The organism is Streptomyces sp. NBC_00557, from assembly GCF_036345995.1.
Taxonomy (GTDB): Bacteria; Actinomycetota; Actinomycetes; order Streptomycetales; family Streptomycetaceae; genus Streptomyces.
The window spans coordinates 8,367,661-8,380,108 of sequence record NZ_CP107796.1 but is presented as its reverse complement, the minus strand read 5'-3'; the positions used below and the strand labels follow the sequence as shown (position 1 = coordinate 8,380,108).

11 protein-coding genes and 3 pseudogenes are annotated in these 12,448 nt (G+C 68.9%); 8 read left to right on the top strand and 6 right to left on the bottom strand.

Annotated elements, in window-relative coordinates; genetic code table 11:
* Positions 1-68 precede the first annotated feature (68 nt).
* The gene (locus OG956_RS37395) at positions 69-968 is read right to left on the bottom strand and encodes a PP2C family protein-serine/threonine phosphatase (protein ID WP_443065650.1); all 900 of its coding nucleotides are present in this window, start codon (positions 966-968) and stop codon (positions 69-71) included.
* Between the two features lie 1,247 nt (positions 969-2,215).
* On the opposite strand from OG956_RS37395, the pseudogene OG956_RS37390 reads away from it, so the two are divergent.
* The 4 genes and pseudogenes from OG956_RS37390 to OG956_RS37375 all read left to right on the top strand — a co-directional run bounded on the left by OG956_RS37390 (position 2,216) and on the right by OG956_RS37375 (position 4,578).
* Positions 2,216-2,396, top strand: a pseudogene (locus OG956_RS37390) (cold-shock protein).
* Positions 2,397-2,801: 405 nt separating this feature from the next.
* The gene (locus OG956_RS37385) at positions 2,802-3,791 is read left to right on the top strand and encodes a diacylglycerol/lipid kinase family protein (protein ID WP_330342451.1); all 990 of its coding nucleotides are present in this window, start codon (positions 2,802-2,804) and stop codon (positions 3,789-3,791) included.
* A gap of 291 nt (positions 3,792-4,082) precedes the next feature.
* A pseudogene (locus OG956_RS37380) lies at positions 4,083-4,196 on the top strand (cation-transporting P-type ATPase); the annotation flags it as partial.
* 112 nt (positions 4,197-4,308) lie between these two features.
* A complete protein-coding gene (locus OG956_RS37375; RefSeq protein WP_330343066.1) occupies positions 4,309-4,578 on the top strand; it encodes a hypothetical protein in 270 nt (89 codons plus the stop codon).
* 61 nt (positions 4,579-4,639) lie between these two features.
* Here OG956_RS37375 and OG956_RS37370 read toward each other — a convergent pair whose 3' ends face one another.
* Positions 4,640-5,317 (bottom strand): HdeD family acid-resistance protein, encoded by a 678-nt coding sequence (locus OG956_RS37370; RefSeq protein WP_330342450.1) that lies wholly within the window; start codon positions 5,315-5,317, stop codon positions 4,640-4,642.
* A gap of 623 nt (positions 5,318-5,940) precedes the next feature.
* Here OG956_RS37370 and OG956_RS37365 point away from each other — a divergent pair.
* Both OG956_RS37365 and OG956_RS37360 read left to right on the top strand, forming a co-directional pair.
* Positions 5,941-6,399 (top strand): Crp/Fnr family transcriptional regulator, encoded by a 459-nt coding sequence (locus OG956_RS37365; RefSeq protein WP_330342449.1) that lies wholly within the window; start codon positions 5,941-5,943, stop codon positions 6,397-6,399.
* Between the two features lie 43 nt (positions 6,400-6,442).
* Positions 6,443-7,096 carry a CBS domain-containing protein gene (locus tag OG956_RS37360; protein WP_330342448.1) on the top strand — a complete coding sequence of 218 codons (654 nt, stop codon included), beginning with the start codon at positions 6,443-6,445 and terminating at the stop codon, positions 7,094-7,096.
* Between the two features lie 55 nt (positions 7,097-7,151).
* On the opposite strand, the gene OG956_RS37355 is transcribed toward OG956_RS37360, so the two are convergent.
* The 3 genes from OG956_RS37355 to OG956_RS37345 all read right to left on the bottom strand — a co-directional run bounded on the left by OG956_RS37355 (position 7,152) and on the right by OG956_RS37345 (position 10,388).
* Entirely contained in the window at positions 7,152-7,754 is a 603-nt protein-coding gene (locus OG956_RS37355) for an Rv1733c family protein (RefSeq protein ID WP_330342447.1), read from the bottom strand.
* 47 nt (positions 7,755-7,801) lie between these two features.
* A complete protein-coding gene (locus tag OG956_RS37350; RefSeq protein ID WP_330342446.1) occupies positions 7,802-8,503 on the bottom strand; it encodes a CBS domain-containing protein in 702 nt (233 codons plus the stop codon).
* A 166-nt stretch (positions 8,504-8,669) separates the two neighbouring features.
* Entirely contained in the window at positions 8,670-10,388 is a 1,719-nt protein-coding gene (locus OG956_RS37345; RefSeq protein ID WP_330343045.1) for a GAF domain-containing sensor histidine kinase, read from the bottom strand.
* A gap of 72 nt (positions 10,389-10,460) precedes the next feature.
* On the opposite strand from OG956_RS37345, the pseudogene OG956_RS37340 reads away from it, so the two are divergent.
* Both OG956_RS37340 and OG956_RS37335 read left to right on the top strand, forming a co-directional pair.
* Positions 10,461-11,430, top strand: a pseudogene (locus OG956_RS37340) (putative PEP-binding protein); the annotation flags it as partial.
* 186 nt (positions 11,431-11,616) lie between these two features.
* Complete coding sequence (locus OG956_RS37335) at positions 11,617-12,081, top strand: pyridoxamine 5'-phosphate oxidase family protein (RefSeq protein ID WP_330342445.1); 465 nt, start codon at positions 11,617-11,619, stop codon at positions 12,079-12,081.
* Here the strand turns inward: OG956_RS37335 and OG956_RS37330 are convergent.
* On the bottom strand, positions 12,071-12,259 hold the full coding sequence (locus tag OG956_RS37330; protein ID WP_330342444.1) for a hypothetical protein: 189 nt from the start codon (positions 12,257-12,259) through the stop codon (positions 12,071-12,073). The two genes, OG956_RS37335 and OG956_RS37330, sit on opposite strands and share 11 nt — an antisense overlap.
* Positions 12,260-12,448 lie beyond the last annotated feature (189 nt).

Genomic DNA, 12,448 nt, shown 5'->3' with positions numbered 1-12,448 from the left:
ATCCCATGCATTCGCGCGACATCACTCCGGAATCTCAGTAACGGTAGTTTTGAATCCGGAGGTAGAGGTCAATGCCGTACGACGCTGGGAGAAGTGCGCTGGTCGTAGAGCAGCGCGCGCAGCATGTTGCGGATCTGGGCCATGGCGGCAGCGGCATGAAGGTCATGGCCGACTACGTCACCAATGACAGCTGCGCAGGCCCGGTCAGGGACGAGGAGCGCGTCGTACCAGTCTCCGCCGAGGTGGCCGGGTGTGGTGGCGGGGCGGTAGGCAGCGGCGGCGGCGAACGGCCACAGGTCGGGCAAGCACGGCAGAAGAAGTTGTTGGAATTGTTCGGCATCAAGGCGGATCTGTTCATAGAGGCGGGTGTCGTCGATGGCCAGACTGGCGGCGCCGGCGAGTGCGATGATGAGCGCTTCGTCGTGGGCGTCGAACGGCCGTCCGTCGCGGCGATCGGCTACGTAGAGATCCCCGTAGACCTTGCCGCGGGTGCTGATCGCGGCACCGAGCAGCGTGCGCATCGGCGGGTGGCCGGGCGGGAAGCCTGCCGAGGCGGGATGGGCGGAGATGTCGGTGACCCGCAGCGGTTCCGGGTGGGTGATCAAGCGGCCCAACAGGCCGCGACCGTGCGGGAACTCGACCCCCGCCAGGTCGGCCCGCTCCTGTTCCGTCAGGCCCACGGGGATGAACCGGTCGAGACATTCACCGTTCTCATCGAGCACGCCGAGCGCGCCGTAGCGGGCATTGACCAGCTCCATCGCAGTGTCCACGATCAACTGCAGCACCACGGCCAAATCCACATCTCGGCCGAGGACCGCTTCATACAGCTCGTGCAACCGGTCCTGTGCGCGGGCCAGGGTCCTGAGCTGGTCGGCGATCAGCTCGAGCTCCACGCCCAGACGCAGACGCTGCGCCGACGGTTCTGGCTGGTTTTGTTTAGGTGGCATCACCGGCGTCTGTCCGTCCACTGTTCTGTCCCACTGGCCTCTGTTCTGTCCCACCGGCCTCGAGACCCGCCGGGAGTCGGTGCCGTCTGGATGGCCGTCGTCCCCCGGAGCCCGTGCCTGCTCAGGGCCCCGTATACGGCTGTCGGCAAACGGACGATCGCGGACTGCAGGGAACCTCTGGTTTCGGTCTGACGGGCTATCCTCTCTGACCCGGACCTCTGGCCGCCATGTGATGGCCACACCGGTGTTTGCGTCGAATGCTCCCCGAGTGCGGTGGTCAGGCAGGCCGCAAATATGTCGCTGAGTCCCGGCAGTGCCCGGCCTGCAGATCACCCCAGGGCTTTTCTGCAACGCGTACCAGCGACAGCTCCATCGTTCCCACCGCCTGCTCGTCGCGGCTCCAAGGAGCCCTGTCACCAGCGTCGAACCGTCCTGCGAGGACCGCGACAGGCACCCCTTCTGCGGCGGAACTCCGACCCGGTGCCACCGCTCTCCCGGGACTCCGGGAGAACAGGACCGGGGCCGCGGCGAACCCCAGCGAGTCGAGCCGCGACGCGGTAGCGCCGCTCGGCGACCCTCTCGCGACCTACCCGCGCCGCGTGCCCGGTACGTACCGGAAGTTCGTCCCCCCGCTCCTGCGACGTCTGCGACGTCCTGCCCACCACCTCCCCCATGCCACCCGACGCGTCGCGGTGGAAGGAAGTGTGTTCGTCCTCTACTCCGACGACCTGGTCGAGTCCCGCGACGACGGCATCGCCGTCGGCGCTCAGTGCCTGGGCGCCGCCACGGCTCAGTCGGGCGCATCGTCTCACCAGGAACAACGAACGTCTCCGGTGGCGGTACGGGCGGAGACCTCAGCACACGCTCCCCCACGACACCGCCATAGTCGGCGGCCGTCGGCGCACACGCGCTTCTCAGCCCCGTCCGCCCTCGGCCACGACGCCCGGGGCCCACTCCTCCGGGCGAAGCACGGAGTGTCACTGCAGCCCCCTTCCCTGGCCACAACGATGATGAGCCGTGACGTACGACAGTCAGAATTGGTGTGAGACGGCGGTCCCCGGAGTGCACGTTCGGGCAGGCTCTGGGGCCGCTGGAGTGCGGCTGCTGGGCTGGCCGGGAGTCCTGCCGTTCTCTGTCATCCGGTCCGTCGTGCTCACGAACGACCCCGAGCAACCGTCCTGAAGAGCAGGCGCGTCGGCCGCTCGCCTGACAAAGGCGTGAGACGACAATGGCGCCGCCGACACGGTATGACACAGCAGGAGCAAGGCGTGGCACAGGGCACCGTCAAGTGGTTCAACGCCGAGAAGGGTTTCGGGCTTCATCGAGCAGGACAGCGGACCTGATCTCTTCGTCCACTACTCCGAGATTCTGGCAACCGGCTACAGCAGCCTGGAGGAGGGCGAACGGGTCGAGTACGAGGTCACCCAGGGCCCCAAGCCACAGGCGTAAGCGTCATTTGAGCCTTATGACGTCGCTGCGCCGGGCACCGAAGGCACTCCTCCCAGCGCACCCGGATATCGGCCGACGGCCACATGACAGGGTTGTGCACCAATGCAACCAACCGGACACCCCCTGGGAGTCAGTGCCGCCTGAGTGCCAGGGCCTGATGAACCTCAAGGCGATGGCCTGTCGACCACATACGACCCCAGGTGCGGGTGCTCAGGCTGAGCGGCAAGCTGGTGCCGTAGGCCACACCTGTCGAAGGAGTGTCATGGTTGTGGTGGCCGCAGGTGTGATCGCCGGAGCGTCGGCCCGGTGGGGGACGGCCCTGCCGGCTGAGGGCGTGATCGTGGCAGTCCTGCTGTCGCCAGTGATGTGCGCCGGGTTGACGTATGCGGCTTCCGGGCATGTGCCGTGACCGAGAACGCGTCGCCACCTGCGACCGGCGCGCAGCGGCCCTACCTGATCGTGAATCCGCGTTCGGGCGGAGGGAAAGCGGGCCGATTCCGGGTCGCGGAACGGGCCCGGGCGTTCGGGGCTCAGGTTTTTCTGATCGATGATTCCCTGCCGCAGGACGTGGCGGCCGTCGCCCGACGCGCGGTGGATGACGGTGCGGATCTGCTGGGAGTGGCCGGCGGAGACGGCACCCAGGCACTTGTCGCCGAAGTGGCCGCTGAGAGGGACCTGCCTTTCTTGGTCGTTCCGGCGGGTACCCGCAATCACTTCGCGATGGATCTCGGCCTGGACCGTGACGACCCTTCGGCCGCGCTGGAGGCCCTGACTGACGGCGTCGAGCTGCGCGTGGATCTGGGGTACGCAGGCGAGCGGGCATTCGTCAACAACGTGTCGTTCGGAGCGTACGCCGCCCTGGTGCAGGACCCGGCCTACCGGGAGGACAAGATCGGCACAATGGTACGGATCCTCCCGGAATTCCTGGCCCGCCATCAGGGTCCGGAGCTGGTGGTACGCGCAGGGCTGCTCACTGTGGAACGGCCGGATGCCGTGCTGGTGAGCAACAACCCCTACCAGATCGACGACCCGGCCGGGCTCGACAGGCGTGCGCAGCTCGACTCCGGGCTCCTGGGAGTACTGGCCGCCAGGGCGGAGACGCCCGCCGAAACGGCCGCCAGGCTGCGAAGCGGGCAGACGCACGGACTGACCCGGATGGCGACACCCGACGACGTCGTCATCCACGCCGACGCCCCGGTCGTCCCCGTCGGGCTGGACGGCGAATCCATCACCCTGCGGACTCCCGTGCGGTGCCGGATCAGTCCCCGGACGCTGCGGGTATGGGTCCCCCGCCATCGGCCGGGCGTCGCGCCCACCGGATGGCGACCGCCGGGATGGGCCGTCGTCCAGCGGGGTGCCTCACTCGTCGGGCGGTCTCATCGCCACACCGACTGACCGGAACACGCCGCACGGTGGCCAGCAGGTCCCGGAGACAGGGCCAGAAGGCCCATGAGGGTGTGCCGGCGAAGGGTGGAGGGTGGGATCGTGAGGCTGCTGCCAGATGATCCGTGCCCGCGCCCGTCCTCCCGTCGGTTCAGCACTGCCGGACGTTCATCCAGCTATGTGCGTTTCCCTGTGCGGAAGGGCACACGCCCGGACGGTGGGCGCTGATGGTGACCGCTGTCGGGGCGAGGCCGACGGCCGGGGGGGCGTGCCGTCTCGGCGGCCGCCCTGCCGACCGCGCAGGTGCTCCGTGATCTGCAGGTGCCGGAAGACGGCCTGTCGTCGGAGGAGGCAGCACGACGGCTGAAGAGCTGGGACCCGAACGCCGTCCGCTCCCACCGAGCCCGGGCGTGGCTGGTGCTGTGGCATCAGCTGCGGTCCCCGCTTCCGGGCCTGCTGCTGGCCGCAGCGCTCGTGCCGTACTTCATGGGGGAGCGCAGCGACGCCGTGATCATCGCGCTTTCGTGTCGTGGTCGCCACCGGCGCCGAGGCCGAGTTCGGGAATATCGCCGCCGGCCTGAGCGGACACCAGCTGGAGACCGAGTTCCAGGTGGGACTGCGCCGTTTCTCCATGCTTCTGGTCTACGTCGCCGGGGCACTGACCACGTCGATCTTCTTTGAGTGGTCCTTGAGCCAGCAGCCGGAGCACGGAGGACCAGCGCGCTCGGTCCCTGATCCGCACAGCTCCGATACCGCCGCCGTGGTGGTCACATCGTGGACGACTTCTCCACTTCTCTGATTCGGGCGGTACGTGAGTACGGCCCTGATGGGCCGATACCCGAGAACGCCCCACCGGCCGATCAGTGCTGCGGGTGCGCACGTGCGTGGAACAGAGGGCGCCGCTGGGCGGCCGTGCCGGGAGCGAGATGGCCGATCTCGACGCGTGTCCTGACGGCGCGAACCACCTCGGTCAGGCCCAGGACCATGGCCATGACGCCCACCACCAGTGTGAGCGTCGCGATGGATGCGAACGGCATGGTGATCATCACGATGCCGGCCATAGTGCCGATGATGCCGAAGGCCACGTGCCAGCCGCGCCCCGGCATGGTCTGGTCGGAGGCCGCGGCAACCGTCTCCAGGGTGCCCCGCATGAGCCAGCTGAAGCCGATCCACAGAGCGAGCAGAAAGATCGACTCGAGGGTGCCCTTGAAGCAGATCAGTCCCAGCAGGATGGAGGCCGCGCCGGTGATGAAGTGCAGTACGCGAAGATGCCGGGGGACGTGGGTGCCGAAGGCCGCGGCGAGTTGGAAGACACCGGTGGCAAGCAGGTAGACGCCGAAGAGCACGCCGACGACGCGAAGCGTCGCACCGGGCCATACCAGTGCGACGACGCCCAGCGCGATGGTGGCGAGGCCCATGGTGAGCAGGAACTGCCAGCCCAGGTTCGCCAGTGCAGCCATGCCTTCGGTCAGGGGGCCCTCTTGCGGCTCGGAACCGCGTTGGGGAAGAGGTCCGGGGGTTTCGGAAGGAGATGTCATGGCACCTGCCTCCTTCTTCCTTCTCGGAGCAGCGTGGTCACGTCAGTACATGTCCATCGTCACCCGATCGGCCTCATGTCGCGCGGTGGAGAGGACCAGAGTTCATGGCGCAGCAGCGAGTACGTGGCGAAAGACAGTGGGCCGCTGGTGGTCTCGTGCCAGGCGATCAGGAAGGCCTGCAGCAGCCGGTTTGCGATCGTCGGAAGGCGGGACAGTCGCGCAACGCCATCTTAGAAGGCCGAGAAACCGGGGTGGGGCCCAGGTGACCAAAAGACGCGGATGCTCCCTTCATTTGGACCGGGTACTCCAGAAGCGTTGTGAGCCGGTCTTCAAGGTGTGCCCGATGCCAGATGGTGTGAATATGTCGGGGCCCCTGATCAACGGCCGTCAGAATCCATCGCTCCGCTGCTGCCGGCGGCGAAACGGCCGGCAGCCGTGCACCGCGCGATCCGGACGCGAGAAGCGGGTGGCCCTTGCCGTCCAGCCTCGCCATGACCAGCGTGCGGGAGCAGCTGATCCAGGGCATGGGCCGAAAGGACCCGAGCCAGGTCCGGGCGGCCCGTGGCGCGCGTACGCAAGCGAGCGCACGCTGGGATCAGCAGCTTATGAAGGGAGCCGGTGCGATGACCTCCGCCACCACCATGACCACGGCTCTTGAGCCCGTGCACCGCGAACGGCTGATGAGCCTCGCCCATGAGGTCTCCTTCCCTGCCGGGGCCCGCCTGTTCGAGGAAGGCCATCGGGCCGACCGCTTCTGGATCGTGCGCACCGGCACTGTCGCCCTCGACCTGCACGTCCCCGGACGGCACCCCGCCGTCATCGAGACGCTCGGACACGGCGAGCTGGTGGGCTGGTCCTGGCACTTCCCGCCGCACATCTGGCACCTCGGGGCCGAGGCGATGAGCCCGGTACGGGCCTGGGAGTTCGATGCCGAGGCGGTGCGCAAGATGTGCGCCGCCGACGCCGAGTTCGGTCGGGCCGTAGCGGTGTGGGTGGGACGCGTGGTCGCTCAGCGGCTGCACGCCTCGCGTGTCCGGCTGCTCGACCTCTACGCCCCGTACGGCAGCGGAGGCCTGACGTGACCGCCCGGCGACCGGCCGTGCCATGGAATTCGAGGAGGAGAGCATGGACAGCAGCCCGCACCGGGTGGGCGACGTGATGACACGCGCCGCCGTCGCGGTGGGCCGCAAGGCGCTGTTCAAGGACATCGTCGAGCGCATGGAACAGTGGCAGGTCAGCGCCCTTCCGGTGCTGGAGGGCGACGGCCGGGTGATCGGGGTGGTCTCCGAGGCCGATCTGCTGCCCAAGGAGGAGTTCCGGGACAGCGATCCGGACAGGTTCACCCAGCTGCGCCGACTGCCCGACCTCGCCAAGGCCGGGGCGGTCTGCGCCGAGGAGCTGATGAGCACGCCGGCCGTCACCGTCCGCGCGGACGCGACACTCGCCGAGGCGGCCCGCATCATGGCTCTGCGGCACGTCAAACGACTGCCCGTGGTGAGCTCCGAGGGCGTCCTCGAAGGGGTGGTCAGCCGCGGCGACCTGCTGAAGGTCTTCCTTCGCCCGGACAACGATCTCGCCGACGAGATCCGCCGTGACATCGTCGACGTCCTCTTCCCGGCCCCGGTCGAGCCCGTACACATCATGGTCGCCGACGGAGTCGCGACCCTCACGGGACGTGTCGCGGACCCGGCTCGGATTCCGCTGGCTGTGCGTCTGGTCCGGGGCGTGGAGGGTGTCGTGGGCGTGGACTGCCGTCTCACCGCTGCCGACGCGGCATGACCGTCGGCTGAGACGAAGCCGGGACGGCCGTTGTGCGCGGATGCGGCGAAGGCGCTCAGCCCTTGCCCCCGCTCAGGTTGCGCCACTCGGGACCGACCTGCCTCCATTCCTCGCCCCATTCGGCCAGGCGCCGCCGCAGAAGCCGACCACGCATCAGCCGGCCTCCTGCCCAGACCGTCGCCCCGGCCAGCGGAGCGACAAGCGCACCGGTCAGGACTGCCTGTGCCGTAGCCTCCGTCCGGGTGGCCGGCGCGGAGACGATCCGGCCGGTGCGGTCGGCCCACACGGTGAGCCTGCTTCCTGCAGGGGCACCCGGGAAGATCTTCGCCAGGCCTGTGTGCACCGAGCCGTCCGTGCTCGTCCACTGCACGGTGGCCCACACCCTGCCCGCGTCGCCGCCCGCGCCGCCGGGCGGTGTCTGGGCAGCGCGGTCGGTGAGCACGGCGGATACCGCGTGCAGTTGAGCACGCCGGGCGGCCAGCGCCGAGTCAGTCACCTGTGCCGACACCGCCCCCGCGAGGAGTCCGCCAAGAAGGGCGAGCACCCAGCTGACCAACACGATCCAGGCCTCGACGACATCGCTGTGCCGCCTGACCGGGTTGCGCCGCCAGCGCCACAGCCATGTGCGGGGCACGTTGGCGGGAGGTGTCCGCGTCATCGGTCGCGCCGCCTGTCGCCTGAAACCGTCGTCCGGGACCCTCTTCGTCAGGCGGGGGCCGGCCTTTGCGCGTCCGGACGGTAAGTGCCGATGTCTGGGCGGCAAGGCGGACCGAGCAGCTCACAGCGCACGTCCACCACACCGGGCACGGCCCGTGCGAGGTGGACGGCGAGCGGGATCAGGGCCGTCCGGAGGATCCGGCCGGTGAGTGTGACCACACCGTCGTCGACGTGAACCCGGACCTGTTCCGCGTGTGCGCCGAAGAGGCGGGCGACGACCTCGCGCCGGACGTCCTCGGCGATGTCCGTGTCGGCCCGCATGAAGATCTTGAGCAGGTCGGACCGGCTGACAATGCCCTTCAGGAACCCGGCGCGGTCGACGACCGGCAGCCGTTTGACGCCGGTGCGCGCCATGATGCGCGCAGCGCGGGCAAGTGTGGTGTCGGGCGCCACCGTGATGACGGGAGTGGTCATCAGGTCTCCAGCGGTGGCTGCATCCGCCTTGGGAACGCCGGCGAGACCCCGCTCCTGTCCGTATGGGCCCGGACCGCCCTCGCTGTACGCTTCCTTGGGCAGCAGGTCGGCCTCGGAGACCACGCCGACGACACGTCCGCCGTCGTCCAGGACTGGAAGGGCGCTGACGTGCCACTCCCGCATGGTCCGCACGATGTCCTTGAACGCCGCCCCCGCCCGCAGGGCGACGACCCTGCGGGTCATCACGTCGTTCACGACGGGGGAAGTGCCGTTCATGACGTCCTCCAGGGGCCGGGTGCTGTCTTACGACACCTCCAGGCTGCGCCGACGAGCCGGATGCGGGCATGGGCCGAATGGCCTGTTCGAAGGGCCGTTCGCCCGGTCCTCCGGCTCCCTGAGCTGCTTTGACCGACCTGCACCGCACTCCCGCGATGTTCGCCGCCTATGTGGTGGGGACAGGCACCCGCCAGCGCAGGGTGGCGCCACCGCCGTCGGGCCTGGGCAGGTCGAGGTGTCCGCCCAGCTGTTCCGCACGCTCGGCCATGTTGAGCAGTCCGCTGCGCCGACCGTCGGCCGGAATACCCACACCGTTGTCCGAGACCGTCAAAGTCACCTCATGGCCGTCGGCCGTCAGCACGACCTGAGCCCGGTCGGCATGGGCGTGGCGGGCGATGTTGGCAAGGGCCTCAGAGAGGACGGCCACGACGTGGTCGGCGATTTCGCGCGGCACATCGGTGTCGACCAGGCCCTCAATACGGACACTGGGCGCGAAACCCATGGCTGGGGTGTTCTCGCCCACTGTGCGCACGACCCGGGACCGCAACCCGTCCTCGGCTCCGGCCGGGCGGACGCGCAGTCCGAAGATGGCCGACCTGATGATCTTGATGGTCTCGTCCAGGTCGTTCACCGCCCGCCGCACCCGCTCTGCGGCCTCCGGGGACTCGATCAAGCGGCCCGCGCTCTGCAAGGTCATTCCTGTCGCGAAGATCCGCTGGATGGCCAGATCGTGCAGGTCCCGGGCAATCCGGTCCCGGTCCTGCAGCACGGCGATCTGCTCGGCGTCCTTGCGTCGCTCGGCCAGTTCCATGGCGATCGCGGCCTGAGCCGCGAAGCCCTGCAGCATCTCCGTCAGCTTGTCGGAGAACCCCGACCGCTCGGCCTCACGGGCGACGAGCACCACGCCCCGGACATTCCCTTCCCCGGTGCCGATGGGCACGGCGAGGGCGGGGCCGAGTCCCTGGAAGCGCGCGGGCTCCGGGCAGATGCGCTCATCATGCTGTACGTCGGCACTGACGACCGGGGCGGCCGTGGAGGAGGCCAGGCCCATCAAGGTCCCCGACAGGGGCAGCACCAGGCCCCTGTGCGCTTCGGCGTCCAAGCCGACGGCGATCTCCACCGTGAGCGACCCGCCGTCCGCCGACGGCATGGCCACGGCCGCCAGCGCCGACCGCATGAGTTCACGTGCCCGTTCGGCGATCAGCTTGAGAGTTTCCGTGCGTTCGCTGCCGACCATCAGGCTGTAGGTGATCTCGGTGTTCGCCAGGAGTTGGCGCTCGCGCAGCCTGACGTCCTCGTACAGCCGGGCGTTCTCGATGGCCACCCCGGCCGCCACGGCCAAGGTCGACAACACCGCTTCGTCTTCCTCGTCGAACTCCAGCCCGCCCCGCTTCTCGGTGAGGTACAGGTTGCCGAAGACCTGGTCGCGTATCCGGATCGGTACACCCAGGAAACTGTTCATCGCCGGATGGTGGGGCGGAAAACCGTAGGAGGCCGGGTGCTGGGAGATCTTCTCCAGCCGGAGCGGCTGCGGGTTCCGGATCACCTCGCCGAGGATGCCGTGACCTTCCGGGTAGTGGCCGATCCCAGCGATCTGCTGCTCGGTCACACCGACGGTGTGGAAGGCCGACAAAGACCTGCCATCGGGGCCGATGACGCCCAGAGCGGCGTACTGGGCGTCCACCAGCACGGCAGCCGACTCGACGATCGAGTGCAGTACCTGTTCGACGTCCAGTTCCCGGCCGACTGAGAGCACCGCCTCCAACAGGCTGTGCACGCGGTCCCGGGCGCCCCGAGCCGCGTTGATCCGAGCCTGCAGCTCCTCCAGCAGCTCGTCCAGCTTGAGCTGCGGCACGCGTATGCGGCGCTCCTCGGGGGTTGCCACCACTCGCCTCCACGTCCCTTCGGGCGGCCATGGGTGGGCTTCGGGGACATCTGCCAGATTAGCCTCCCGAGGCGTACCGAGCACATGTTCCTCGGCGACCGGCGCAAGCTGGTCGAGGACATGATCCTTGCCCGCCCAGAGACGGGTCGTTACCGGGCGCCGGCAGCTCTACTGCCGCTGCAGCGGAAGGACTTCACCGGCCTCCTCGAGGCGATGGACGGACTGCCGGTCACTGTCCGGCTTCTCGACCCGCCGCTGCACGAGTTCATGCCCGACCGCACCGCTCTTGCGGTGCGCATCGCCGCGGTCGAGGCCACCGGCGAACAACCGGACGCACACGGCGTGGAGTTGCTCGAGGCAGTGAACCGGATGCACGAGGAGAACCCGATGCTCGGACTGCGGGGCGTGTGCCTCGTCCTGGTAACTCCGGGACTGGTCACCATGCAAGTACGGGCGATCGGTCGTCGAGCGTATCCGCGCGGGCGGGTCTCCACGGGCGGAGATCATGGTCGCGCTGGTAGGCGCCGTCGAGGAACTCCGGCTAGCCCGCCAAGAGGTCATGCGAGTCCTGGCGGCGGTCGGCGAGGAGACCGGCGTCCCCGTCCGGTGTCCGGTCTGCACCATGATCGAGCTGCCCCGGGCCGCCCTCACGGCAGGCCGTATCGCCGAGGAGGCGGAGTTCTTCTCCTTCGGCACCAACGACCTCACCCAGGCCGCCTGGGGCTTCTCCCGCGACGACGTGGAGGCCGCGTTCTTCTCCGCCTATCTCGACAAGGGCGTCTTCGCCGCCTCACCGTTCGAGACACTCGACCGCGAGGGTGTGGGCCGACTGGTCCGGATCGCGGTCAAGGAGGGGCATGCGGCCCGCCCGGACCAGCAGACAGGTGGGTGCGGCGAACACGGTGGCGATCCGGAGTCGATCCACTTCTTCCACACCACGGGCCTGGACTACGTCTCCTGCTCGCCGTTCCGGGTCCCGGTGGCGCGTCTGGAGGCCGGGCGGGCGGCGCTGCCCGGCATGGACGCGAGTGACAGCAGATGAGCGGGACGTTCGGCCCCTTGCTCGACCCGAACGGCACTGGGGAGCAAGCGCGTGATGGACGACGGTGAGAGCAGGAGTTGATCCCGGCCCCCCGGGGGCATCGCTCCCCCTCATTCCACCCGACCATGCACAGGCCAACTGGAGCCGGAAGAAGATCAGTTATTCGTCTGCAAAAAGAAGCAGCCCATGACCCGCAACCAATCCCGCGCGAACCGGCGCATCGACCTTGACCCTGCCGAGGCACTGCGGCTGCTGGGCAGCGTATCGCTGGGAAGAATCGTCTTCACCCGGCAGGCCTTGCCCACGGTCCGCCCCGTCAGCCACGCCATGGACAGTGGGGACATCGTCATCCGCACCTACGAAGGCGCGGCCCTGACATTCCGCGCCGAGGAGGCCGGCGACACGGGAGTGGTGGTCGCCTACGAGGCCGACGCCATCGACCCGGACACCCATCTCGGCTGGAGCGTCGTCGTCACAGGTTACGCCCACCTGGTCACCGACCCGGCAGAGCTGGACCGCATCCGGGAGCTGTTGCGGCGCTGGGCACCAATCGAAGGCATGGATCAAGCGGTGCGCATCCGCCCGGAACTGGTTGCAGGTGTCCGTCTGACGGAGTCCGCCGTACAGTCGCAGCAATCGTTCACCCAGTGATCCGGCGCCCCGTCACACTGCCGGGATCGACATCCCACGCCTCGCGGTCGCCGCCCGCCCAGGGCTTGCCGTGCGTCTTCTCCGCCACCAGCCTGCTGGTCTGGGTGGGCGTATCCAGGGCGGCGCCGGACAGCGCGGCCATGGTGGCCTCCAGCGCTCCGGCCGACCGGTCCAGCACATCGTGGGACCTTGAACGTGGATCGGCCGTCCGGCCCTCCCCGGCCGGCCGGTCGGTTCCGACCGGCTCGTCGGCGGGGCGGTGGGGCTGCGGTACCGCGCCGGGCCGCATCTGATTCCCCGCGTCCCTGTTGAGGACATCGCCCACGGGGACCGGGCCCGGATGGCCCGGCAGGAGGGCCGCTCGGCC

Coding starts and splice junctions, on each gene's coding strand:
- OG956_RS37370 (WP_330342450.1), bottom strand. CDS start 5,317: ATGACATCTCCTTCCGAAACCCCCGGACCTCTTCCCCAACGCGGTTCC.
- OG956_RS37365 (WP_330342449.1), top strand. CDS start 5,941: ATGACCTCCGCCACCACCATGACCACGGCTCTTGAGCCCGTGCACCGC.
- OG956_RS37360 (WP_330342448.1), top strand. CDS start 6,443: ATGGACAGCAGCCCGCACCGGGTGGGCGACGTGATGACACGCGCCGCC.
- OG956_RS37355 (WP_330342447.1), bottom strand. CDS start 7,754: ATGACGCGGACACCTCCCGCCAACGTGCCCCGCACATGGCTGTGGCGC.
- OG956_RS37350 (WP_330342446.1), bottom strand. CDS start 8,503: ATGAACGGCACTTCCCCCGTCGTGAACGACGTGATGACCCGCAGGGTC.
- OG956_RS37335 (WP_330342445.1), top strand. CDS start 11,617: ATGACCCGCAACCAATCCCGCGCGAACCGGCGCATCGACCTTGACCCT.